Source organism: Asanoa ishikariensis (genome assembly GCF_900107455.1).
GTDB classification, from domain to species: Bacteria; Actinomycetota; Actinomycetes; order Mycobacteriales; family Micromonosporaceae; genus Asanoa; species Asanoa ishikariensis.
The window spans coordinates 33,659-56,639 of the sequence record NZ_FNQB01000007.1; the positions used below are offsets into that span (position 1 = coordinate 33,659).

The 22,981-nt window shown below is 69.7% G+C and carries 18 protein-coding genes; 7 read left to right on the forward strand and 11 right to left on the reverse strand.

What is annotated here, in order from left to right; genetic code table 11:
* Nucleotides 1–25: 25 nt before the first annotated feature.
* Both BLV39_RS41130 and BLV39_RS41135 read right to left on the reverse strand, forming a co-directional pair.
* Nucleotides 26–1,456: a CoA transferase gene (locus tag BLV39_RS41130; protein WP_176985355.1), complete on the reverse strand. Its 1,431-nt coding sequence runs from the start codon at nucleotides 1,454–1,456 to the stop codon at nucleotides 26–28.
* Nucleotides 1,457–1,475: 19 nt separating this feature from the next.
* Nucleotides 1,476–2,072, reverse strand: coding sequence for a TetR/AcrR family transcriptional regulator (locus BLV39_RS41135; RefSeq protein WP_090804770.1), 597 nt, complete (start codon nucleotides 2,070–2,072; stop codon nucleotides 1,476–1,478).
* A 98-nt stretch (nucleotides 2,073–2,170) separates the two neighbouring features.
* Here BLV39_RS41135 and BLV39_RS41140 point away from each other — a divergent pair, with 98 nt between their 5' ends.
* Nucleotides 2,171–3,610, forward strand: a complete 1,440-nt coding sequence (locus BLV39_RS41140) for an MDR family MFS transporter (RefSeq protein ID WP_090804772.1) — start codon at nucleotides 2,171–2,173, stop codon at nucleotides 3,608–3,610.
* Here BLV39_RS41140 and BLV39_RS41145 read toward each other — a convergent pair.
* Both BLV39_RS41145 and BLV39_RS41150 read right to left on the reverse strand, forming a co-directional pair.
* The gene (locus tag BLV39_RS41145; protein WP_090804774.1) at nucleotides 3,571–4,236 is read right to left on the reverse strand and encodes a response regulator; all 666 of its coding nucleotides are present in this window, start codon (nucleotides 4,234–4,236) and stop codon (nucleotides 3,571–3,573) included. The genes BLV39_RS41140 and BLV39_RS41145 overlap by 40 nt on opposite strands.
* Nucleotides 4,233–5,342: a sensor histidine kinase gene (locus tag BLV39_RS41150; RefSeq protein ID WP_090804776.1), complete on the reverse strand. Its 1,110-nt coding sequence runs from the start codon at nucleotides 5,340–5,342 to the stop codon at nucleotides 4,233–4,235. Before BLV39_RS41150 ends, BLV39_RS41145 begins: the two co-directional genes overlap by 4 nt.
* A 178-nt stretch (nucleotides 5,343–5,520) precedes the next feature.
* On the opposite strand from BLV39_RS41150, the gene BLV39_RS41155 reads away from it, so the two are divergent.
* Nucleotides 5,521–5,964, forward strand: coding sequence for a DUF6069 family protein (locus tag BLV39_RS41155; RefSeq protein WP_090805020.1), 444 nt, complete (start codon nucleotides 5,521–5,523; stop codon nucleotides 5,962–5,964).
* A gap of 46 nt (nucleotides 5,965–6,010) precedes the next feature.
* Here BLV39_RS41155 and BLV39_RS41160 read toward each other — a convergent pair whose 3' ends face one another.
* The 5 genes from BLV39_RS41160 to BLV39_RS41180 are packed head-to-tail and all read right to left on the reverse strand — an operon-like array spanning nucleotide 6,011 to nucleotide 14,975.
* Entirely contained in the window at nucleotides 6,011–7,057 is a 1,047-nt protein-coding gene (locus tag BLV39_RS41160; protein ID WP_090804778.1) for an amidohydrolase family protein, read from the reverse strand.
* Complete coding sequence (gene melA / locus BLV39_RS41165) at nucleotides 7,054–8,340, reverse strand: alpha-glucosidase/alpha-galactosidase (RefSeq protein WP_090804780.1); 1,287 nt, start codon at nucleotides 8,338–8,340, stop codon at nucleotides 7,054–7,056. Before melA ends, BLV39_RS41160 begins: the two co-directional genes overlap by 4 nt.
* Nucleotides 8,341–8,380: 40 nt before the next feature.
* Nucleotides 8,381–10,885 carry a DUF4832 domain-containing protein gene (locus tag BLV39_RS41170; protein ID WP_090804782.1) on the reverse strand — a complete coding sequence of 835 codons (2,505 nt, stop codon included), beginning with the start codon at nucleotides 10,883–10,885 and terminating at the stop codon, nucleotides 8,381–8,383.
* An 11-nt stretch (nucleotides 10,886–10,896) separates the two neighbouring features.
* A complete protein-coding gene (locus BLV39_RS41175; RefSeq protein ID WP_090804784.1) occupies nucleotides 10,897–13,557 on the reverse strand; it encodes a fibronectin type III domain-containing protein in 2,661 nt (886 codons plus the stop codon).
* A 53-nt stretch (nucleotides 13,558–13,610) separates the two neighbouring features.
* Complete coding sequence (locus BLV39_RS41180) at nucleotides 13,611–14,975, reverse strand: DUF4832 domain-containing protein (RefSeq protein WP_090804786.1); 1,365 nt, start codon at nucleotides 14,973–14,975, stop codon at nucleotides 13,611–13,613.
* A gap of 127 nt (nucleotides 14,976–15,102) precedes the next feature.
* Between BLV39_RS41180 and BLV39_RS41185 the strand changes: the two genes are divergently transcribed.
* From BLV39_RS41185 to BLV39_RS41205, 5 genes are all read left to right on the forward strand, one after another.
* Entirely contained in the window at nucleotides 15,103–15,981 is an 879-nt protein-coding gene (locus BLV39_RS41185; RefSeq protein ID WP_204083036.1) for a carbohydrate ABC transporter permease, read from the forward strand.
* A gap of 10 nt (nucleotides 15,982–15,991) precedes the next feature.
* Entirely contained in the window at nucleotides 15,992–16,876 is an 885-nt protein-coding gene (locus tag BLV39_RS41190) for a carbohydrate ABC transporter permease (protein WP_090804790.1), read from the forward strand.
* Between the two features lie 55 nt (nucleotides 16,877–16,931).
* The gene (locus tag BLV39_RS41195) at nucleotides 16,932–18,293 is read left to right on the forward strand and encodes an ABC transporter substrate-binding protein (RefSeq protein ID WP_090804792.1); all 1,362 of its coding nucleotides are present in this window, start codon (nucleotides 16,932–16,934) and stop codon (nucleotides 18,291–18,293) included.
* Between the two features lie 61 nt (nucleotides 18,294–18,354).
* Nucleotides 18,355–19,842: a glycoside hydrolase family 36 protein gene (locus BLV39_RS41200; RefSeq protein ID WP_090804795.1), complete on the forward strand. Its 1,488-nt coding sequence runs from the start codon at nucleotides 18,355–18,357 to the stop codon at nucleotides 19,840–19,842.
* 69 nt (nucleotides 19,843–19,911) lie between these two features.
* Entirely contained in the window at nucleotides 19,912–21,081 is a 1,170-nt protein-coding gene (locus BLV39_RS41205) for an ROK family transcriptional regulator (RefSeq protein WP_204083037.1), read from the forward strand.
* On the opposite strand, the gene BLV39_RS41210 is transcribed toward BLV39_RS41205, so the two are convergent.
* Together BLV39_RS41210 and BLV39_RS41215 are read right to left on the reverse strand one after the other, a co-directional pair.
* The gene (locus tag BLV39_RS41210; protein ID WP_090804797.1) at nucleotides 21,082–21,555 is read right to left on the reverse strand and encodes a carboxymuconolactone decarboxylase family protein; all 474 of its coding nucleotides are present in this window, start codon (nucleotides 21,553–21,555) and stop codon (nucleotides 21,082–21,084) included.
* An 85-nt stretch (nucleotides 21,556–21,640) separates the two neighbouring features.
* A complete protein-coding gene (locus tag BLV39_RS41215) occupies nucleotides 21,641–22,978 on the reverse strand; it encodes a protein kinase domain-containing protein (RefSeq protein ID WP_090804799.1) in 1,338 nt (445 codons plus the stop codon).
* Nucleotides 22,979–22,981: the final 3 nt, after the last annotated feature.

A 22,981-nucleotide genomic window follows, 5' to 3' on the forward strand; every position in this document is an offset into this window, starting at 1 on the left:
CGCCGCGCGCCCAGTGCCGGGCGGATCAGGCCGACGGCCACGCCGGCGGGTCGGCGCCGTAGGGCACCAGTCGGTCGGCGGCGGGCAGGGTCAGGTTGGTGAACGTGACCGCCGGAGCCAGGAAGGTCACGGCACCATAGGTGGTGTCGACGGAGAACGTCTCCGCCGGGTAGGTGTCGGTTCCGGGGACCTCGTCCTGGGTCGCGACATCGAGCAGGCCGAGATCCTGGACCCACATGACGCTGCGGGTCAACGACAGTTTCACCTGGTACGAGCCGCCTTCCGTGGCGCGCAGCAGCAGGGCCGCCATCATTCCGGCGGCGGCGCAGTAGCCGGTGATCAGATCGGCCACGTAGAAGACGGGCGAGAACTTCGGCGGGCCGCCCTGGCCTTCCTCAAGCGCGAACCCCGAGGTCACCTGCCCGTTCTGGTCGAACCCGGGCCGTCGCGCCCACGGGCCGTCGTGGCCGTAGGCGTTGGCGGACATGTAGACCATCCCGCGTTCGCTGGCGGCGGCCAGGTTTTGCGGCCCCAGGCCGAAACGCTCGATCACCGTGGGGCGGTAGGTGCAGGCGAAAACGTCGGCGGTCGCGGCGAGCCCGCGCATCGTCGCCAGGTCGTCGTCGGAGCGCAGGTCGAGGTAGGCGTCGTACTTGCCGGCGTCGACACCGAGGTGCTGCGCGAGCGAGTCGGCGAACCACGGCGAGCTGATGTGGAGTACGTCGGCGCCGTACTCCGCGAGCGTCCGGGCGCTGCGGGGGCCGGCCAACACGTGCGTGAAGTCGAGCACCCGTACGCCATCCAGGGGTGAGGTCGGGTTGTCCGCGAAGGGAACCGGGTCGCCGTCGGCGAGCTTGACGATCTCGATCTGTGGCACCGCCGCGAGTGCCTGACCCTGCGGGTGGGCGAGCCAGTCCGCGCGGGTCCTGGCCCGGCAGGCAGGGAGTCCGGCGTCCGAGAGCGCCTGCACCAGATCGTCGGCGGCCCAGGTGGCGACCTCGCGGGCGAAGGACTTCTTGTTGTTGCCGCAGTCGAAGAAGTTGAGGTAGCCGTTGAGCAGCTTCTGGTACGGCGGCCCCGCCTCGAGCATCACATGGTGGCCGTCGCGGGTCGGGAAGACGCCGTTGACCTGCACGAACTCGGCTCCGACGTTGCTGGAGTAGCCGGCCTGCTCGACGAAATGGGTCGGGTGCAGATGATGCAGTCCGTGCACGACATCCATCGAGATGTCGGTGGGCTCGCCGCCGCGGTGCTCCCAGATCGCCGCGCCGGCGGCGGCGATCAGCAGGTGCGCGGTGCAGGATGCCTCCGCGAGGCGGTGCGGCGAGCGGATGACCGGATCCGACCCGAAAATGGTCGCTTCACCGGTGAACCGCCCGGCCAGTCCGACCTGCGCCATGAGGTCTGCCAGCGGCTCCAACTCACCACGCCGAAGACGGCGCGCGTCGATTCCCATGACATCCACCATTCTTCTCCTACCGCTCGCCGGAGACGAGCGGTAGGAACAGGTCGTCCACGATCTCCAGGATCCGCTTGTCGCTGATGGGCTGGAACGTCATCAGCATGTCGTGGCGCATGAGGTCGAAGGGCATCGTCAGGACGACCGGGGGGATGCGGGCCAGGTCGATCTCGCCCCGCTCGTGCGCCCGACGGTAGAGCTCCGCGGACCTTGGCTGGCGGTTGCCGAGCAGCTTCTCGCGCACCTGGGCCGGAGTGAGGCCGCTGCTGGCCAGCAGGCCCGAGAAGGCCGCGCTGACGACCGTGACGAACGCGATGCGGCCGCTGCTGGCTCCCCTGAGCAACGCGACCAGGTCGCCGCGCAGGCTGCCGGTATCGGGGATCTCGACGGGGTGCGTATCGCCGAAGTGCTGGATCGCGGCGAGCGCCAGGTCGTCCTTGCGCGGCCAGCGCCGGTAGAGCACCGCGACCCCCGTCTTCGCCCGGGCCGCGACCGACTCCATCGTCAGCCGGGCGAAGCCGACCTCGACGAGCTCGTCCCACGCGGTCTCCAGCAGCGCGGTCTCGAGCGCCTCCCCGCGTCGGCGCCGTGCGGGCGCAGCCTGTTCGGTCATGCCCCACAGCCTAGCAGCGATAAGAGAGGCTTGCGTTTCTTAACGGTACGACCTAGCTTCATAAGAGAAAGAGACCTCTCTTATGAAGGCGGGCCGGCATGGTCACGACATCCGAGAAGCTCGACCCAGGGGTGGTCAGGACAGCCCTGATCCTCATCGTCGGCGCGATGGCCGTCGTCTTCGACACGACGATCGTCAGCGTCGCCCTGCACACCCTCGCCGCGGACCTGGACACCTCGGTCACCACGATCCAGTGGGTGACCACCGGCTATCTGCTGGCCCTCGGCATCGCGGTGCCGCTGAGCACCTGGGGTCTCCAGCGGTTCGGCGGCAAACGGCTGTGGATGTTCTCCCTGGCCGTGTTCCTCGCCGGCTCGATCGGGGCCAGCCTCGCGTGGAACGTCGACTCGCTCATCGGCGCTCGGGTGGTCCAGGGCATCGGCGGTGGTCTCATGCTCCCGCTGATGACCACGCTCATCTTCCAGGCGGCGCACGGCAGGTCGCTGGGACGGCTCGTCACCTACGTCGCGCTGCCGGTGCTGCTCGGCCCGATTCTCGGACCGCTGCTCGGCGGCGCGATCCTGACGCACCTGAGCTGGCGGTTCATGTTCGCGGTGAACGTGCCGTTCTGCGTGGCCGGCCTCCTGCTCGCGCGGCGTTACCTGCACCTCGACACCCCGGACCCCACCAGCGACAAGCCGAGACTCGATGTCCGCGGGCTCGTCCTCCTCGCGCCGGGCATCCTGCTCGTCCTGCTGGGCTTGGCCAACGCCGGCGCCGCCGCCGGGTTCGCCCACCCGGACGTCGTCGTCCCGCTGATCGTCGGAATCACACTGCTGGCAACCTTCATCGGGTACGCGCTGCGCAAGAGCCACCCGCTCGTCGAGATCGGCCTGCTGGCCAAGCGGTCGGTCGCCTCCTCGAGCGCGGTGCTGTTCTTCTCCGGCTTCTCCCTGTACGGCGCGATGCTCCTGATGCCCCTGTACTACCAGGGCGTGCGCGGCACCACCGCGCTGACCGCCGGCCTCATGCTCGTACCCCAGGGGGTCGGCGCCCTCTTGTCCCGCACCGTCGTCGGGAGCAACGTCGACCGGCTCGGTGCACGCGTCATCGCCCTCGCCGGCTTCGCCGTCGTCGCCGTCGCGACCGTTCCGTTCGCCCTGGCCGGGCCGCATACCAGCGCCTGGCTGCTCGCCTTCTGGATGGTCGTGCGCGGCTTCGGTCTCGGTGCCGTCACCATGCCCGTGATGGTCGCCGGCTACCTCGGCCTGGACAAGCAGCAGATCCCGCACTCCAGCGTCCTGACCCGCACCGCGCAGCAGATCGGCGGCTCGTTCGGCACGGCCGTCCTCGCGGTCATCCTCGCGACCGCCACCACCGCGCACCACGAGTCGCTGGCCCAGGCGTTCCACGTCGCCTTCTGGTGGTCGGTCGGCTTCTCCGCCGTCGCCGTGGTCCTGTCCCTGTGGCTGCCCGGAGCGCAACAGTCCCAACAGCGTCAGGCGGTGGTGCCCGGTCGCACCAGTCCCGTCTCGTAGGCCAGCACCGCGGCCTGGACGCGGTCGCGCAGGTCGAGCTTGGTCAGGATGGCCGAGATGTGCGTCTTGACCGTGGCCTGCGTGAGGAAGAGCCGTTCGGCGATCTCGGCGTTGGTCATCGCCCGCGCGACCAGGGTCAGCACCTCGACCTCCCGGGCGGTGAGCGGTTCGAGCCGCCGGTCCGGCCCCGACCGGGCCGGCAGGCCGGTCGCGAACCGGTCCAGGAGGCGCCGGGTCACCGTCGGGGCGAGCAGCGCCTCGCCGCGGGCCACCACCCGGACCGCGTCGGCCAGGTCGGCCGGGCGGATGTCCTTGAGCAGGAAGCCGCTGGCCCCCGCCCGCAGCGCCGCGAACACGGGCTCGTCGAGGTCGAACGTGGTGAGCATGACGACCCGGGCGGTGCTGCCCGCGTCGACGATCCGGCGGGTCGCCTCGATGCCGTCGAGCCGGGGCATCCGGACGTCCATCAGCACCACGTCGGGCTTGGTCTCGGCGGCCAGCGCCACCGCCTCCAGGCCGTCGCCGGCCTCGCCGACCACCTCGATGTCGTCACGGGCGCCGAGGATCATCGCGAAGCCGGCCCGGACCAGCTCCTGGTCGTCGGCGAGCAGGACGGTGATGGTCACGCGGATGCTCCCAGGGGCAGGCAGGCCGAGACACGGAACCCGCCCTCGTGCAGCGGACCGGCGTCGAGGCTACCGCCGACCAGCCGGGCACGTTCGCGCATACCGGCCAGGCCCGCGCCGGACCCACCACCGAACGCGGCCGGTACGCGGGCCGCGCTGGCCGTGCCGTCGTCGGTGATCTCGAGGTGCAACGCGGCGTCGGTCCAGCGCAGGTGCACCTCGGCCCGGGTCGCGCGGGCGTGCCGCAGGGTGTTGGTCAGCGACTCCTGGACGATGCGATAGACCGACAGGCTCACGTCGGCGGGCACGTCGCGGGCGTCCCCGGCCCGGTTGACGGCGACCGGCAGCCCGACCGCCCCGAGCGAGGCCGCCAGCGAGTCGAGCTGGTCGAGGCCGGGCTGCGGCGCCCTCGGCTCGGTGCCGTCGGGGCGCAGCGTCTGGAGCATGGCCCGCAGCTCGCCGAGGGCGGAGCGGCCGGCCTCCTGGATGGTGTCGAGGGCGGCCAGGGCCTGGTCGGGCCGCCGTTCGAAGACGTCGGCGGCGGCACCGGCCTGCACCACCATCAGCGACACGTTGTGCGCGACCACGTCGTGCAGTTCCCGGGCCAGCCGCGCGCGCTCGTCGGAGACGATCCGCCGGCGTTCCTGCTCACGCCGGATGCACCGGGACCGGTCGAGCTCACCCCACGTCCAGCCGAGCAGCGACGCGAAGACGGCGATGACCACCTCACGCCAGCCGCCGCCGTCCACCAGCTTCCACGGGGTCAGCGCCACCATCACGCCGAGCGCCCAGAGCGACACTCTCGGCGGCCGGATCCGGGCGAACGCGATCAGCGGACCCGCCGCCAGGCCCAGCCAGCCGACCTGCGGCGCGAACGCCTCGACGCCGATGCCCGCGGCGATCGCGAGGGTGATCGCCCACTCCGGCCGCCGCCCGATCAGCAGGACCGACGCCGCCTGCGCGAGCCCACAGGCCAGGGCCAGGGCCGTCGTCAGGGGTGTGTCGGGGCCGCCCGGCACGACCAGGATCAGCACGGTGAGCAGGACCGCGACCACGCCGGCCCACGTCGCGCCGACCGCCCTCGGTGGAACCCGGGAAGACTTCATGTGCTTCACCGTAGGCGGCCGGCGGCAACGGTCCATCGGCCGCCAGACCGACCCGGTCGCCCGCCCGCATCCGTCCGCAGACGGAGATCGGATCCCGTCCCGCGCCCGATCCGGGATGAGGCCCGCACACCGGAGAGTGATGCCAGACAACGAACAGCGCCGATCCGAGGAGTACGACATGACGACCACCGCCACCACGGCCACCCGCACTCTCACCCCCGCCGAATGCGCCCGCAAGCGCCGCCGTGCCCGTGGCCTGGCCGTGGTGGCGGCCACCGCGGCGACGTTCACGGTGTGGACGGTCGCTCACCAGATCGCCGGCGTCGACCTGGTCGTCGACTCCGGTTCGGGCGCCACCACGGTGACACCGCGTGCCGTGGTCCTCGTGACGGTCCTGGCCGGCCTGGCCGCGTGGGGGCTGCTGGCCCTGCTCGAGCGCTCCACCAGTCGGGGCACGCGAATCTGGACCTGGATCGCCTCGGCCGTCCTGGCGGTCTCGCTGCTCGGCCCGGTCGGCTCCGCCGACGGGACCGGCGCGACGCTGGCTCTGCTGGCGATGCACCTCGCGACCGGTGCGGTGCTGATCCCGATCATGGCTCGCAGCAACCGCCACCCCGCCTGACCCGCAACTTGCTGGCCCGGTGCGCCGCGTGCGTGCCGGGCCAGCTTCAGTCGGACAGGCCCAGTAGGCGCAGGGCGTTGGCCGCGTACACCTGGGTCAGGACTTCCGTCGGGAGGTTGACGGCGGAGATGTCCCAGCGGCCCTGTGGCGGGATCGGACAGCCCGGGGCGTACGGGAAGCACTCGTCCTCGGTCTCGAGGAAACGCCAGTAGACCTCGTACGCCGCCCGGCCGGGTGGGAAGGCGTCCGAGCCGAACAGGACGCGGTCCGGGTGGGCCAGGATCAGGCGGCGGGTGGCGCGTGGCTGGCGGCCCAGTTCGGCCAGCCGGCCGCCCAGGTCGACGTGGAAGTTGGGGTGGCGGGTCAGCATGCCGTCGACCCAGCCCAGGTCCTCAGCCGCGCAGCCCACGTGCGCGCCGATGAACGTCGTGCCCGGTGCGGCCGCCACCACCGTCTCCAGCGCGGTCATCAGGCGGTCGAACGTGGGATAGCCGGGTGCCCCGAACCACCACGAAGGGTTCTCCGCCAGCTCCTCCCACCGCTCGTTGCGGGCGTCGAGCGGCGCGAAGAACGCGATCGGGTCCGCGGTGTGGATGAGGATCGGCAGGCCCAGCTCCCCCGCCGCCGCGAACACGTCGGTCAGGCGCGGGTCGTCCGGCAGCACCTTCGCGCCGGTGTCGTCGGTGACGGTGAGGCCGAGGTCCTTCCACACCTTGACCCCTCGGGCTCCGGCGTCGCGAGCGCGGCGCAACGAGGCGATCAGCGCGCCGGCCGGGTCGGGGCCGTGCAGCAGCGACCAGTCGAGATGGCAGAAGGTCACGAAGCGATCGGGATGGACCGCGTCGAGGCGCGCGATGTTGGCCGATAGCTCGGCGTCCCAGCGGCCGTCGAGGTTGACGATCGTGCGGACGCCGACCTCGTCCATCAGGTCGATCAGCGCGGGCACATCGGGCACGAGCCAGTCGCCGTCGCCCAGCCAGCGGCCGAGGTGGTTGTGCGCGTCCACGGCGGGCACCGCCGCCCGCGGCACATGGGTCGACGGGCGACGGATGGCCGGCACCGGCGCGTAGTCGCGCAGCCGCAGATCCGTCATGCGCGCAGTCCTTCGGGCAGGAGGTCGCCGTGCGCCGAGGTCAAGGCGTCGCACAGGTCCCAGATCGCGTCCACCGTCAGCGAGGCGGCGGTGTTGGGGTCGACCATCGCGGCCTGGCGGACGAAACGCGGGTCCCCGGTGACCGCAGCCTCGACCGTGAGCTCGCCGACGCTGACGTAGGGCCGGTTGACCGCGGCTAACTGCACCGGCAACGAGCCGACCGGCGAGGGTCGGGCGCCCGTGCCGTCGACGGTCGTCGGCACCTCGACCGCGAACCCGGACGGCAGGTTGTCGATCAGGCCGCGGTTAGCGACGTTTGCGACGATCCGGCGCGGTGTGCCCGTCACCATGCTGTGGATGACCTGCGGTGCGTACTCGGTGGTGTCCCGCGACAGGTCGACCTCGGCAACGCCGTCCCGGGTCGCTGCATACGAAGCCAGGTTGGCCTCGCTGACCGCCAGGTACTCCCCCACCGGAATGCGCAGCCGCGAGATCTCCGTGTCGTGGCGCAGGTACCAGGGCACGTACTCGGCGGAGTGCTCGCTCGTCTCGGTCGGGTAGTAGCCGAGCCTGCGGTACAGGTCCACGCGTACGCGCCGGCGAAGTTGAGGATCGCGAGCGATTGCCGCGTCGAGCAACGGGTAGAGGTCGACGCCGTCCCGTTCCCAGCGCAGGATCCACGCCTGGTGGTTGACGCCGGCACTCTCGAACCGGACCTCTTCGAACGGCACGTCGACGAGGGAGCAGAGGCCCTGCACGGTCCAGTAGACCGAGTGGCACAGGCCGAGCACCTTGAGCTGTGGTGCGATCCGGGCCAGGTACGTGATGTTCATGGCCATCGGGTTGGTGTAGTTCAGCAACCATGCGTCCGGACAGAGCGCGGCCATATCGGCGGCGATGCCGGCCAGCACCGGGAACGTCCGCAGACCCCTGAAGATGCCGCCGATGCCGATCGTGTCGCCGATCGTCTGGCGCAGGCCGAACCGGGCCGGCACGTCGAAGTCGACGCGGGTGGCCGCGTACATGCCGACCTGGATGGAGTTGATGACGAAGTCGGCGCCGTCGAGAGCGGCGCGGCGGTCGAGGGTGGCGACGATCGACGGCCGGACACCGTACGCGTCGGCGACGCGGCCGGCGAGCGCCTCGGCGGTCGCGAGCCGCTCCGGGTCGATGTCGTGCAGCACGATCCGCGCGTCGGCGAGCTCAGGGAAGCCGAGGATGTCGACGAGCAGCTCGCGGGTGAAGACGACGCTGCCCGCGCCGAGGAAAACGATGGTTGTCATGCCTGTCCTCCGAAAACGACGCGGGCAGCGCCTGATGTGCCTACTGGAAAGAGAAGTGGTCGATGGTGATGGTCGAGGTGCCGCCGTACCAGAAGCCCATGGCGAGCTGCGAGGGCGAGTTGCGGTTGATGCCGTTGGCCGCCATGGGAATGCGGATGTCCTGATAGCTGGTCGTGATGACCGGGTGGGCACCGCCGTCCAAAGTGAAGTCCGCGAACAGCTTCGTCGACCCGCCGAGGCCGAGGTTGAAGCGGTTCTGCTCTCCCCCGGCCGCACCCTTGATGCGCACGACCAGATAGGTCCGCGAGCTCAGGTCGACACCGACGTCGGAGCCGAACCAGCCACAGTTGTTGTAGCGCAGGCTCAACGCCCCACCCGTGACCACGCCGGCGCCACCGCCGTCCAGGAAGCAGTTCCCACCCGTCCACTTACCCAGATCATTCGTGGAGGGGTACGCCGGTGTCCCGTCGAAGTTGTCCAACACCAGCCCTGTCGGCGGTGGTGGAGTCGCGTCGGTGGTTACGGCGACCGCATTGCTGGCCACCGAACGGTTCCCGGCCGCATCCCGCGCCTTGACCGTGTACGAGTAGGCCGTCGAGGCGGTCAGACCCGTGTCGGTGAAAGACGTCCCGGCCGGGCTGCCGACCAACGTCACACCCCGGAACACCTCGTACCCGGTCACGCCGACGGTGTCCGTCGAACCCGTCCACGAGAGCGAGACCGTGGTGTCGCTCTTCGAAGGCGACGACAGCGTCGGCGCACTCGGCGCGGTGCAGTCGCCCGAACACCCGCTCGTGGTCCCCGACGCCGTCGCCGACAGACCAGACTGATTGCCCGCGGCATCGACCGCCCGCACCTGGTACTGGTACGTCTGTCCCGGCGAACGTCCGGTGTCCGTGAACGAGGTGCCCGTCGGCGAACCGGCCAGCACGCCGTTGCGCCACACCTGGTAGCCGGTAACGCCCACGTTGTCGGTGGCGGCCGACCACGACAGGGACACGCTCGTGTTCGTCACCCCCGACACCGCGAGCCCGGACGGCACCGACGGCGCGGTGCAGTCACCCGTGCACGACCCGACGGTCACCGAGTTGGCCAGGACGTTGTAGCCCTTGGTCGCGTCCCAGGTGCCGGTGTTCGCCAGCCGCACGGAGTAGGCCGGCCGGCTCTGGAGCGCGGCCACCGGGTCGGGCAGCCACAGAGCCAGCTTGTACGTGCCCGCGACCGCACCACCGGGAACGGTGACGCCGCCGGTGACAGTGCTCGCGCCGGCCAGCCAGGTACGCGGGTCGACGCCGGACAGCGGCAGGTTGTAGCGCTGCGTCCCGTTGTCGAGCACGAGATAGACCTGCCGGGTCTTGACGAGCCCGGACCAGCCGTCGTTGGACAGGTGCGCGGTGACGCTCAGACCGCCACCGGGTGCGACGGTCGTCGGGAAGGTCGCGTCGAGCAGCCTGAGCCGATAGCCGAGCTTGCGCTTGATGCGGACAAAGCAGGTCTCGGCCGGGTCGTTGCCGCTGGCGGCGAGGTTGGCCGCCTTCCACTTGTCGGTGTTGACCGCCGCGTAGTCCTCGTTGATCTCGGTGAAGTTGAGCTTCTGCATCTCGGACTGCGCGTTGACGCACGCGGCGTCGTTGTAGCCGTCGGCGCCGCACGTCTCGCCGCCGACCATCTTGTTGTGCCCAGCCGAGGTGGCCAGGTCGTACATCCACTGCTTCTTCTGCTCGATGTAGTACCAACCCATCCAGGACGGGTTGTCGTAGGTGCCCATGTCGTTGTAGTCGGCCAGGAAACAGTCGTTGTGGAAGCCGATCCGGTCCTTCTGCGCCTGCGTCAGGTTGCACCCGCCCGGCACGACACACGAGGTGGGATCGACCACCTCCTTGATGTAGATGGGGTAGCGCATCGCGAGCGGGATGGTGGCTGGGGTGGTGTCGGCGATCCGCTTCATGATGCGGTAGCGGGCCGGCGCCTCCTCGACCGACGACGGGTTGGTCAGCCCGCCGGTGTGCCACTCGCCCCACGCGCCGAGGTAGCCGGTCTCCAGGTGCAGGACCACGTCGGCGTTGGCGGTGATGACGGCGTTGAGCTGGCTGATATGCGCCAGGATCTGCGCCTCGTCGACGCTGACATAGCCGTCCCAGGTGTACGCGGGCCGCAGCACGGCCTTCATGCCGGCCGCCCGGACCGCCGCGAGGCCCGATGCGAGATTGTCCAGCAACGCCTGCGGCAGGGCCTGCGTCCTGTACTTGTCGAGGTGGACATAGCTGTGGATCAGCGTGTTGCCGTTGTTCCTGGCCCGAGTAAAGGTCCGGTCGAGCAGGTCCGGGTTGAAGCCAGGAATGGTGGCGGCGTTGACGTAGTCGTTGACAGCCGGGTCGTTGATGATCTCGTAGCGGTTGTGGTAGCCGCGTTCCGGGTTGGCGACCGCGGAGGCCAGATCCGCCTGGTAGGTCACGGTGGCGGCCTGGGCCGGCGCGGCACCGATCGCCACCGTTGCCGTGAGCACCGTGCCCACGGTCAGCACCCGCAGGGTGCGAGCGAACATGATGCTCTCCCCTACTCGAAGCTGATGTGGTCGATGGAGATGGTGGAGTTGCCGCCGTACCAGAAGCCCATCGCGAGCTGCGACGGCGAGTTGCGGTTGATCCCGTTGGCCGCCATCGGGATCCGGATGTCCTGATAGCTCGTGGTGATGACCGGGTGGCCGCCACCGTCCAACGTGAAGTCGCCGAACACCTTGGTGGAGCCGCCGAGCCCGAGGTTGAAGTGGCTCTGCTCCCCGCCGGCCGCACCCTTGATGCGCACGACCAGATAGGTCCGCGAGCTCAGGTCGACACCGACGTCGGAGCCGAACCAGCCACAGTTGTTGTAGCGCAGGCTCAACGCGCCACCCGTCACTACTCCAGAACCACCACCGTCGAGGAAGCAGTTCCCACCCGTCCACTTATTCAGATCATTCGTGGAGGGGTACGCCGGGGTGCCGTCGAAGTTGTCCAACACCAGCCCGGTCGGTGGCGGCGTCGCGGCGTTGGTGGTCACCGTGACCGTGTTGCTGGCGGCGGACCGGTTGCCGGCCGCGTCGCGAGCCTTGACCGTGTACGAGTAGGCCGTCGAAGCGGTCAGACCGGTGTCGGTGAAGGACGTCCCGGTCGGGCTGCCCACCAACGTCGCACCGCGGAACACCTCGTACCCGGTGACACCGACGCTGTCCGTCGCGCCCGTCCACGAGAGCGAGACCGAGGTGTCGGTCTTCGCGGGCGACGACAGCGTCGGCGCGCTCGGTGCCGTGCAGTCGCCCGAACACCCGCTCGTGGTCCCGTTCACCGTCGCCGACAGACCGGACTGGTTGCCCGCGGCGTCGACCGCGCGCACCTGGTACTGGTACGTCTGCCCAGGCGAACGGCCGGTGTCCGTGAACGAGGTGCCGGTCGGCGAACCGGCCAGGACGCCGTTGCGCAGCACCTGATACCCGGTCACACCCACGTTGTCGGCGGACGCCGACCACGACAGGGACACGCTCGTGTTCGTCACCCCCGACACCGCGAGCCCGGAGGGCACCGACGGCGCGGTGCAGTCACCCGTACACCCGCCGGTGGTCATGCTGCCGAGGTTGACCCAGCCGTCCGTGCCCTGGTTGGCGTTGGCGAACGACAGCGGCAGAGCCGGCCGCCACTGGTCGATGATCCAGTCGGTGAGCCGGCTGGCGGCCGGACGCGCGCGCAGCACGTCGGCCGTCACGGTTTCGAGGGGGTTGCGGACCTTCAACACCAGGCTGTACGAGCCGGCGGGCACACCGGCCGTGCTGAGGTTCGCGGAGAAGTTGACCGGGCGGCCGAAGTCGAGATAGGTCGGGTCGCCGCCCACGTTCCAGTCGGGGAACGCCCGGATCCGCAACGGCTGCACCTGCCGCAGGTCCCAGCTCGTGTCCCAGGTCTTGACGATCGCCCCGGACGCGTTGCGCAGGCCGATGACCGTCGTCCACGGGTAGTAGAACGGCGCCACACCGTTGTTCTGCATGGTGACGCCGACCTTGAACGTACCCGAGGCGCCGCTGTTGAAGTTGGCCTGCGGGATGTGCAGGTTGTAGCCCATCTTGCGGACGCCGGCGGAGACCTTCGCGTCGCCGGTGCTGTAGCCGCCGGCCCCGGTCTGGTTGATCATCCAACTGATGTGGGTGAGCTCGGTCGCGGCGAGCACGTCGTCGACCTGGCCCGAGCCGCCGGGCCAGTTGGCGTACAGGCTGCCCTGGATCTCGGGCCGGGCCTCGCCGCCGATCGACTGGGTGACCCACCGGTTCTCGGTGCCGGTGTTGAGCTGCAACTGGAGGAACGCGTCGTCCCAGCCGTTCATCGAGACGGGCAGGGTCATGCCTTTGAGCGCGTTGCCGCGCCATTCCTTGTACGGCCAGGAGTCGTCGTGGAAACCGATGTTCGCGTTCTCGGTGCCGGCCAGCGGGTAGCGGACCTCGAGCTGGATGTTGTTGAAAGCCGTGTCGAAGGCACCCATCAGCGTGCGGATGGTGGTGTCCGTGGGCATCAGGTTGGGGTAGCCGTCGGCCAGGTCGCGGTCGTAGGGCCAGGTGTGCCACTCACCCCAGAGGCCGACCAGGCCCATCGTCATGAACCCGATGCGCGGGTCCGCGGTGCCGCCGGGACCGGCCCGGTCGTAGCGGTTCGCGAAGGCATTGATGAAGCTGGTGAGCGCCGCGATGACGTCGGGGTCGTCGTAGTCCGGGCTGACGGTGCCCCAGAAGCCGTTGGTACGCAACGCCATCTTGCCGTTCAGGCACGGCGGGATGCCGTTGCCGGGGTGCGTTCCGCTGCCGCCGGGATACTCGACGTAGAACCGGAAGGCGACCTGGCGGCCCCAGACGGCGGCTTCGTCGAGCGCCTTCTCGAAGACGCTCCAGTCGAAGACCGAGCAGCTACTGGGGTCCTTCATCACCTCGTTGAGGGCGAAGTAGCTCCAGACGAGGCCGCCGGGATACTTCGCGCCCAGGTTGTCGCCGGGGAACAGGTAGGGAGCGAAGCCCTTGAGCGGTTGCCCGAGCGGGGCGTCGGCGTAGGTGTAGGAGTGGGTGGCCAGGCTCGTGTCGGGACCGGGGCCGGCCGGCGGGCGGGACGGTGGGCCCGCCGGCGCGGCGACCGCGGTGCTCGACGCCAGCACCAGGGTGAGCACCGCGGCGCTGGTGACGAGCAGCTTGCGTAGTGATGCCATGAACCGTGTTCCCTTCGGGACGGAGTTAGGAACAGGTGCGGGGGTGCGTGCCGTCAGCGGGTCGTGACGGCACCGAGGTGCAGCCAGCCGGACTGGTTGTCCTGACCGGTGTTCGCGAACCGCAACGGGATGCCGTTGCGCAGCGGGTTGGGCACGCGCAGGACGATGTCGTAGCTGCCGCGCCGCAGGCCGTGGGTGTTGATCCGGGTGCTCAGCAGCGTCGGGTCCTGGCCCGGCTGGATGCCCGCCACGGACCACGGGGTGTGCCAGCGCTTGACGATGCGGCCCCGGCTGTCGACCGCGGCGAGCTCGGCGGGCCAGTCGTAGTAGAACGGCGCGGCGCCGCGGTTGGCCACTTTGACGGAGACGCGGTCGCGGGACAGCGCCGCCTGGGTGACGGTCAGCTCGTAGCCCAGCGACCGGGACGCGGCCAGCGCGCGGGCCTTGTTGTCGCCGTCGTAGCCTTCGCCGGCGAACGCCGCGTGGTTGATGAGCCACGACGCGTGGGTCCGCTCGACCGACTCCGCGTAGTCCTCGTACTGGCCGCAGCTCACCGGCTGGTCCCACAGGCACGACTGGATCTCGGGTCGCAGCTCCCCGCCGATGGGCTCCTGGCGCCACTTCTCGGTCACGCCCTCGTCGATCAGGCGCTGCACGAAGTGCCACGACTGGTTGGGCAGCGTCTCGAAGGCGAACGAGTCGTCGTGGTAGCCGATGCCGAGGCTCTTGTTCTCGGGGCTGGGATAGCGGGCCAGCAGCCTGGTCTCGTCGAACGCGGCCTCGTAGCTGCCGAGCACGCGGGACAGCACGTCGGTGCCGGGCATCCAGTTCTCCGGCTGGGTCCAGCCGTCGTACGGCCAGGTGTGCCACTCACCCCAGAAGCCGACCAGGCCCAGGGTGATGAACCCGATCCGCGGGTCGCCGTCGTACCGCCGGCCCAGCGCGCTGATGAAGCTCTCCAGCGCCGAGACGAGCCGTGGGTCGGTGTAGTCCGGCGAGACGCTGACGCCGTTGTTGCCGAAGTCCGGGTACGGGCGGGTGACCAGGCCCTGGTCCAGCAGGTACTGCGGGATGCCGGTCGGCTTGCCGGGATAGTCGAGGTAGAACCGGAACACCGCCTGGTGGCCGCGCGACGAGATGTCGTCGAGCTGCTGTTCGAGCGCGTCCCACCGGAACTTCTTCGGCCCGGTCATCACGTCGTTCAGCGGCAGGTAGAACCACTCCATGCTGTACGGGAAGGTCTCGTAGCTGCCGGCGTACGGCAGGAAGCCCTTGAGCGGGTTGTCGGCGGGCGCGGGTGCGTAGGCCAACTGCGTCCACTGTGGATGTGATGGTGGCTGGGCCACGGCGGGTGTGCCCGTGGCGAGCACCAGGCTCGCCAGCAGGGCTATGGACAGGCGCAGGGCGCGACGGATCATGATCGCGGCCTCCTCGGCAGCTTCTGAAGTAATACGAAGAGGTGTTGACAAAATTCCGAAGGTCTACATCATTATTCGAGAACGGGGCGGCTGGCAAGAGCCAGGCGAGATGGATCAGAGGCGATCTATGAAGACGAAACGGCGCGACGACCGTCGAGCGGCGTGGTGGTTCCTGTTACCGGTGCTGGTGGGCTTCGCCGTCTTCTACGGCTACCCGGCCATCCGCGGCGCCTGGTACTCGGTCACCGACTACACGATGCTCAACCAGCCCTCGTTCGTGGGCGCGGACAACTACACGGAGCTCGCCCGCGACGGCGAGTTCTGGCACTCGCTCCTGGTCACCGTCTGGTACGTGGTCCTCAACATCGGCTCACAGACCCTGCTCGCGCTGGGCGTCGCGTCGCTCATGCACCGGCTGACCCGTTCGACGGTGCTGCGGGCCGCGTTGCTGCTGCCCTGGCTCGTACCCAACGTCACCGTGGGTCTGCTCTGGATGTGGCTGCTGGACACCAACCTCGGGTTCGTCAACCACCTGCTGACCTCGCTCGGCGTCGGCCCGGTCGGGTTCCTCACGGACGCGACCTGGGCGATGCCGTCGGTCGCGGCGATCAACACCTGGGCCTACACCGGCTACACCGCGCTGCTGCTGTACGCCGGGATGCTCCAGATACCGCAGTACCTCTACGAGAGCGCCGCGATCGACGGTGCCAACGAGTGGCGGATGTTCCGGCGGATCACGCTGCCGCTGCTGCGTCCGGTCCTGGCGCTGGTGCTCGTGGTCTCGCTGATCGGCTCGTTCCAGATCTTCGACACGATCGCGGTCACCACGTTCGGCGGCCCGGTCTCGGCGACGCGGGTCATCTACTACTTCATCTACGAGCAGGCGTTCCGGTATTTCCACATGGGCTATGCCGCCGCCGCGGCGATCTGCCTCGCGCTGATCCTCGGCGTGCTCACCGCGATCCAGATGCGCCTGCTGCGCGCGTCCCGGTCGGACCTGGCGTAGGGGGCCTCGCATGCGTACCCGAAATCTGAGTGCCGGCCGGGTCTTCGCCTGGATCGCGATGATCACGTTCCTGGTGGTCACGATCTTCCCGTTCTGGTGGATGGTCCGCACCGCGCTCACGCCGGCCGGCGACCTGTTCACCGACAACGCCGGGTTGCTGCCACACGACCCGACGTTCATCAACTTCCTCCGGGTGCTCGGCCTGACCACCGAAGCCGAGGCCCGCGCCGCCGGCGGTTCCGGCGCGAAGATCGACTTCGCCCGGTACCTGCTCAACTCGATCATCTACTGCGGACTGATCGCCGGGTTCCAGACGCTGTTCTGCGCGATGGCCGGCTACGCCTTCGCCCGGCTGCGTTTCCCCGGTCGCGACGCGGTCTTCGCGATCCTGATCGCCGCCCTGATGGTCCCGCCGATCTTCACGCTGCTGCCCAACTTCATCCTGGTCAAGGACCTCGGTCTGATCAACACGATGGCCGGCATGGTCGCGCCCACGATCCTGATGACGCCGTTCGCGGTGTTCTTCCTGCGCCAGTTCTTCCTGTCGCTGCCGCGCGACGTGGAGGAGGCGGCGATCCTCGACGGCAACGGCCCTTGGGGCATCTTCTGGCGGATCGCGCTGCCGATGAGCCGCGGCCCGCTGATCACCATCGGGCTGACCACGATCGTGTGGGCCTGGAAGGACTTCCTGTGGCCGCTGCTGGTCGGCCGCGGCGAGGACAACCGCCTTGTCACCGTCGCGCTCGGCGTGTTCCGCCAGCAGTCGCCCAACACCGCACCGGACTGGACCGGCCTGATGGCCGCCTCGACGCTCTCGGTCCTGCCGGTCCTGATCCTGCTGGTCTTCATGGGCAAGCGCCTGGTCCAGTCACTGAACTTCACCGGTAGTAAGTGATCACTAACCAGCAAGCGAGTGAGCGATTACCAACCCGCAGAGAGAGAAGGACGAGATGATCCGCAGATCACGCGCCGGGGCAGCTCTGCTGTCCTTGGCGATGGCCGCCGGCCTGGCCGGCCTGGCCGCCTGTAGTGGCGACGACTCCGGCGACGGGGCCGACGGCGCCGTGACGCTGGACTACTGGCTGTGGGACGACAACCAGAAGGCGTCGTACCAGGCCTGCGCCGACGCGTTCCACACCTCGAACCCGAACATCACGGTCCGGATCACGCAGTCGGCGTGGGACCAGTACTGGCAGAACCTGACCACCCAGCTCGCCGCCGGCGAGGCGCCCGACGTGTGGACCAACCAGGGCTCGTACTACCCGCAGTTCGTCACCTCGGGTCAGATCCTCGACCTCCAGCCGTACGTCAAGGCCGACAACGTCGACCTGTCGCAGTACCAGGGCGGCCTGGCCGACCTGTTCGTCAAGGACGACGCCCGTTACGGGCTCCCGAAGGACTGGGACACCATGGCCCTGGTCTTCAACACCGACCACCTCAAGGCCCAGGGCGTCGACGCGGCTTCGCTGAAGGACCTGACCTGGAACCCGACCGACGGCGGTACGTTCGAACAGCTCATCGCCAAGGCCACTGTGGACGCCAAGGGCAAGAACGGGCTGGACCCCGCGTTCGACAAGTCGAAGATCAAGACGTTCGGCTTCCTGCCGGAGTTCAAGGACGGCTCGCAGGGCCAGAACGGCTGGGGCAACTTCGCCGCCTCGCTCGGCTTCACGTACCTCGACAAGAACCCGTGGGGCACGCAGTACAAGTACGACGACCCGCGGCTGGCCCAGGTGATCGACTGGTACAAGTCGCTGATCGCCAAGGGCTACAGCCCGGCGCTGGACAAGGCCTCCACGCTCGCCAACGACGCGCTGATGAACGCGGGCAAGGGCGCCATCACCATCACCGGCTCCTGGATGATCAACAGCTACCTCGGTGACACCGCGAAGGTGAAGTTCGCGTTCGCACCGCTGCCGGCCGGTCCGCAGGGCCGCAAGTCGGCGATCAACGGCCTGTCGGACGCGATCTGGACGGGCACCGAGCACAAGGACGAGGCCTGGAAGTGGGTCAAGTTCCTCGCCTCCCCCGACTGCCAGAACATCGTCGGTGGCAACGCCGTGGTCTTCCCCGCCCTCAAGGACGCCAGTGAGAAGGCGCTCGACGCCCACAAAGCCAAGGGACGCGACGTGCAGGCGTTCATCGACGAGGCCTCGGCACCCGGCGGCACGTTCTTCCTGCCCATCACCGACCACGGCAGCGAGGTCAGCCAGATCGTGCAGGACGCGATCCAGTCGGCCGTGCTCGGCCAGACCGACTCGGCCTCCGCGCTGAAGAAGGCCAACGACCAGGTCAACGCGCTCTTCAAGTAGCCCAACCGGTGCGGCGGGGCGCCCTGGCCCCGCCGCACCTCTCACCTCGCCGAGGAGAACAATGGCACTGCTGATCGAGCTGGCCGGGCGCACCTTCGCCCTCGAACACGACGGCACCGGCAGCCCGCAAGCAGCCGACGGGGGTCTGATCCTCCCGCCCGGACGCGTCGCACTGTTGCACGGACTGGGCGACGCCCTGTTCTACCGGCACGGGCAGAACTCCTGGAGCCCCTGCGGATGGCGGCGGCTGAGCGAGCCCCCGCTGCGCATCGCCAACCCGCAACGACGCGTCACGGCCGACGACGACGTCTGGGACGACCCGGCCCGCCACCACTCCTCCGCCGTGGCCGCGCTCGACACCGGCGACGGCAACGTCCTGCTGCTCGGCGCGCTCGGCCTGGGCACGCCCCGGCTGACGGCCGACCGCGACACCCTGGCCGGCTGGTACGAGCGCGGTGCGTCACCGTGGTTCGCCGCTTACGGCCCTGAGGAAGAGGTGTTCGCCGCGTACACCCGGCACCTGGCGGCCAGGCTCGGCAGCAGCACCCGCCGGGCGGGCAACGTCTGGTGCTCCTGGTACGCGTACTACGAGACCATCACCGAGCAGCAGCTCGCCAAGGACATCAACGACCTGCGCGGCCTGCCGTTCGACGTCGTGCAGATCGACGACGGCTGGGAGCGGCTCGTCGGCGACTGGCAGCCCAACCACAAGTTCCCGTCGGGCATGCGGGCGCTGGTCGACCGCATCACCGACGTCGGCATGGTGGCCGGACTGTGGCTGGCCCCGTTCATCGCCCTGCCCTCGGCTGGCGTCCCGCGGTCGCTCCTGCTGCGCGACGCCCGGGGCGACCTGGTGATCGCCGGGCACAACTGGGGCACCGGCTACCACGCCCTGGACCTGTCCCGCTCTGACACCCTCGACTATCTCGGCTCGCTGATCGACCGGGTGGTCCACGAGTGGGGATTCCGCTATCTCAAACTCGACTTCATCAATGCGGGAGCGGTCCCTGGGGTACGTCTTGACGACGCCGAGCGGGAACAGACGTACCGTGATGCCCTCGCCCTTGTGCGCCAGGTCGCCGGTGACGACGTCTATCTGCTCGGCAGCGGCGCGATCCTGCTGCCGTCCCTGGGGATCCTCGACGGGCTGCGCAGCGGACCCGACGTGGCGCCGATGTGGCAGAACTACGCGAGCGACGACCCGTCCGACGCGATGGCCCGCAACGCCGTGGTCAACACGCTGCACCGGCTGTGGCACCAGCCGGTGGTCGAGGTCGACCCCGACGTCATCTACTTCCGCAGCCGGCTCAACCTGCTCACCGACCAGCAGCTCGCGTGGCTGCGGGACCTGGCCGACGTGAGCCGGTTCCGGGCCGTGTCCGACCCGCCGAGCTGGCTGACGCCCGGCGAGCTCGACGACATGCGGACGTACCTGTCGACGCGACCGGAGATCCGGCGGTTGAGCCGCTACGAGTACACGATCGACGGGCGGGCCGCCGACTTCACCGGCGCCGTTAGTCCCGCGGCGGCCGCGTACCCCATCTCGTGAGGGTTGCTATTTTGTAAAGGTCAAAGCGTATTAGCGCGGGCCCACCGCGCTCAGGAAAAGGGATGCAACGTGACAGAACTGGCGACGACCGGCGCGGACCTGTCGCGGCTGCGTGAGCTCAACTCGCTGAGCATCGTGCGTGCGCTGCGGCAGCACCCACCGTCGACCGTCACCGAGCTGTCGCAGCGCACGGGACTGTCCCGGCCCGCCGTCGACGTCATCGCCCAGGGGCTGGTCACGGACGGTTGGGCCAGCGTGATCGAGCCCGGAGCGAGCAGCGCGGTCGGCCGGCCGGCACGCCGCTACCAGTTCCGGGCGGACGCCGGCCACGTGCTCGGCGTCGACGTCGGCGCCCACAAAATACTGGCGCTGCTGGCCGACCTCGACGGCAACATCGTGCAGACGGTGCGGCACTCCGTCTCCCCGGATGCAGGGCCGGAAGAGCGGCTCGCCGAGCTCGACAGCGTCATCAACGCGTGCGTGTCCGAGGCCGGCAAGTCGTTCGGCGACATCTGGGCGGTGACGGTCGCGGTCACCGGTGCCGTCGACGCGGCTGGGCAGACCAGCTTTTTCACCCCCCTTCCCGGTTGGCAGCAGGTCAACCTGGCCAGCCATCTGGGTGCCCGGTTCACCTGCCCGATCCTTGTTGAGAACGACTGTAAGTTGGCAGCGTTGGCCGAGCGTTGGAAGGGCGCGGCCCGCGACGCGGACGACATCGTCTATCTGCTGGCCGGCATGCGCAACGGCGCTGGCCTGATCATCGATGGCGTGCTGCGCCGGGGTTTCGGCGGCGCGGCGGGCGAAATCGGTGCGCTCAAACAGGTTCGGTGGCTGAACGCGCCGGAGCACCTGCAGAACTGCCCGGGAGTGCCATCCACCGTCAGCCCCGACGACGCGGCGGCATGGGTGTTCAACGCGGCCCGCTCCGGCAACCGGGCGGCGCGGGCCGCGGTCAACCGCTACGTCAAGGACCTGGCCGTCGGTGCCGCCGCGCTCGTACTCACGCTCGACCCGCAGGTGGTTATCTTCGGCGGCGGCTTCTCGCGTTCGGCGGACCTCGTGCTAGACCCGCTGCGCAACGAGCTCGAGCGGTTGTGCATTCGCCTGCCAGAAGTCCGCGCCTCGACGCTCGGCGCGGACTCCGTGGCCCTTGGCGCGTTGAAGCTGTCGCTCAACGAGGTGGACGACCGGTTGTTCAGCGCTGGGCTTTCCGCTCCGGTCGCCCCCCGCCGTCAGTAACTAGCTCCACTGGCCCGGCTGGTAGTCGCCGGCCGGCTGCTGGGTAATGACGTTCACCCGGTTGAAGGTGTTGATGATGGCGATCGTCAGCACGAGGGCGGCGAGCTCATCCTCGTCGTAGTGCTTGGCCGCGTTCGCCCACGCCTCGTCCGTGACACCGCCGGCCGCGTCGGCGATCCTGGTCCCCTGCTCGGCCAGCTCCAGAGCGGCCCGCTCGGCGTCGGTGAACACGTTGGCCTCCCGCCAGGCGGCGACCAGGTTCAGGCGCAACGCGCTCTCCCCGGCATGCGCGGCGTCCTTGGTGTGCATGTCGACGCAGTACCCGCAGCCGTTGATCTGGCTGGCCCGCAGCCGGACCAGCTCCTGCGTAGCGGCGGGCAGGGTCGAGTCGGCGGTCGCCTTGCCGGCCGACGCGAGGTACTTGAAAGCCTTGGTCGCGACCGGGCTACCGAAGAGGTTCAAACGGGGATCCATGGTTCGCACTCCTGTGCCGTCGGTTGTGATGCCTACTCACATCCGACGAGGTGGCCCGCCGGGATGTGAGGTCAGCGCCGACGGACTAGGCGCGATGTCGACCGACCGCGTCGGCTTCGGCTTGGTGGTCGGCCCGGGCTTCGGCTCCGGCTTTGACCTGGTGCTCGGCCCAGGCGCCGGCTCCGGCTTCGGCTTGGTACTCGGCCGGGGCTTCGGCTTGGTACTCGGCCGGGGCTTCGGCCCCGGCGTCGGCTTGGTGCTCGGCTCCGGCTCCGGCTTGGTGCTCGGCCCAGGCTTCGGCCCCGGCGTCCGCTTGGTGCTCGGCCCAGGCGCTGGCCCCAGCGTCAGCTTGGTGCTCGGCCCAGGCGCCGGCTCCGGCTTCGGCCTGGTGCTCGGCCCGGACTTCGGCCCAGGCGCCGGCTCCGGCTTGGTGCTCGGCCCGGGCTTCGGCTTGGTGCTCGGCCCAGGCGCTGGCTCCGGCGCCGGCTCCGGCGTCGGTTTCGGCCTCTGCCAGGTCCGTCGGGGCCTCCGCGGCCGTGCGGGTCCACGGTGACAGCGCCTCGTCGGGTTCGTCCGCCGGCGGCGGTAGCGCCAAGGGTGGCAGGTGCACGCGCGCGTCGACGGCGTCGGCCAGGAGCAGGGCCGTCGCGAAGCTGCTGGGACGGGCGGCCGGATCAGGGTCCAGGCAGGACAGGCAGATGTCGGCGACCTCGCTCGGCAGGCCCGGGATCGCCGGCAGCCGCGGCGGCTCCGCCGGCGGGGTGGCCACCCGGCGTCCCGACATGAGCAGCGGCGGGAACGGGAGGCGCCCGGCGAGGCAGAGGAAGAGCAGCACGCCGAGCGCGTACATGTCGCTCGCCGGTGCCGCCGGCAGGCCGCGGAAGCGTTCCGGCGCGATGAAGGCCGGTGTGCCGACGATCGCGCCGTCGGAGTGGCCGTCCTGGCTGCCGGCCATGATCGAGATGCCGAAGTCGAGGACCTTGACGCCGTACGGGGTGAGCACGACGTTGGCCGGCTTGACGTCCCGGTGCACCAGCCCGGCCAGGTGCGCGGCGGCGAGGGCGGCACTGACCTCGGCGCAGACCCGGACCGCGATCTGCCAGTCCAGGGCGCCGGCCCGCAGGTGCTTCGCGAGCGTCTCACCCTCGGCGAGCTCCATCACGATGTAGCGCAGCGCCGGGCCCTCCGGGACGCTCCAGACACCGATGTCGAACACCTCGGCGATGTTCGGGTGAGCCAGCGCCGCCACGGAGCGGGCCTCCGCCAGCACAGGCTCCGGCCCCTCGTCCATGGCGGCCATCACCTTGACCGCGACCGGGCGGCCGAGCGTCTCGTCATGACCGCGCCACACTTCGGAGGCACCGCCGATCGCGATCCGGCGCTCCAGCCGGTATCGGTCGTTGAGACGCCGCTCCTCGTTCATCGC

Excerpts from the sequence above, each read along its gene's own strand:
- BLV39_RS41210 (WP_090804797.1), bottom strand. The coding sequence starts at position 21,555 with ATGGATCCCCGTTTGAACCTCTTCGGTAGCCCGGTCGCGACCAAGGCT.
- BLV39_RS41170 (WP_090804782.1), bottom strand. The coding sequence starts at position 10,885 with ATGTTCGCTCGCACCCTGCGGGTGCTGACCGTGGGCACGGTGCTCACG.
- BLV39_RS41140 (WP_090804772.1), top strand. The coding sequence starts at position 2,171 with ATGGTCACGACATCCGAGAAGCTCGACCCAGGGGTGGTCAGGACAGCC.
- BLV39_RS41130 (WP_176985355.1), bottom strand. The coding sequence starts at position 1,456 with ATGGGAATCGACGCGCGCCGTCTTCGGCGTGGTGAGTTGGAGCCGCTG.
- BLV39_RS41215 (WP_090804799.1), bottom strand. The coding sequence starts at position 22,978 with ATGAACGAGGAGCGGCGTCTCAACGACCGATACCGGCTGGAGCGCCGG.
- BLV39_RS41160 (WP_090804778.1), bottom strand. The coding sequence starts at position 7,057 with ATGACGGATCTGCGGCTGCGCGACTACGCGCCGGTGCCGGCCATCCGT.
- BLV39_RS41135 (WP_090804770.1), bottom strand. The coding sequence starts at position 2,072 with ATGACCGAACAGGCTGCGCCCGCACGGCGCCGACGCGGGGAGGCGCTC.
- BLV39_RS41185 (WP_204083036.1), top strand. The coding sequence starts at position 15,103 with ATGAAGACGAAACGGCGCGACGACCGTCGAGCGGCGTGGTGGTTCCTG.
- BLV39_RS41195 (WP_090804792.1), top strand. The coding sequence starts at position 16,932 with ATGATCCGCAGATCACGCGCCGGGGCAGCTCTGCTGTCCTTGGCGATG.
- BLV39_RS41200 (WP_090804795.1), top strand. The coding sequence starts at position 18,355 with ATGGCACTGCTGATCGAGCTGGCCGGGCGCACCTTCGCCCTCGAACAC.
- BLV39_RS41175 (WP_090804784.1), bottom strand. The coding sequence starts at position 13,557 with ATGGCATCACTACGCAAGCTGCTCGTCACCAGCGCCGCGGTGCTCACC.
- melA (WP_090804780.1), bottom strand. The coding sequence starts at position 8,340 with ATGACAACCATCGTTTTCCTCGGCGCGGGCAGCGTCGTCTTCACCCGC.
- BLV39_RS41190 (WP_090804790.1), top strand. The coding sequence starts at position 15,992 with ATGCGTACCCGAAATCTGAGTGCCGGCCGGGTCTTCGCCTGGATCGCG.
- BLV39_RS41180 (WP_090804786.1), bottom strand. The coding sequence starts at position 14,975 with ATGATCCGTCGCGCCCTGCGCCTGTCCATAGCCCTGCTGGCGAGCCTG.
- BLV39_RS41155 (WP_090805020.1), top strand. The coding sequence starts at position 5,521 with ATGACGACCACCGCCACCACGGCCACCCGCACTCTCACCCCCGCCGAA.
- BLV39_RS41150 (WP_090804776.1), bottom strand. The coding sequence starts at position 5,342 with ATGAAGTCTTCCCGGGTTCCACCGAGGGCGGTCGGCGCGACGTGGGCC.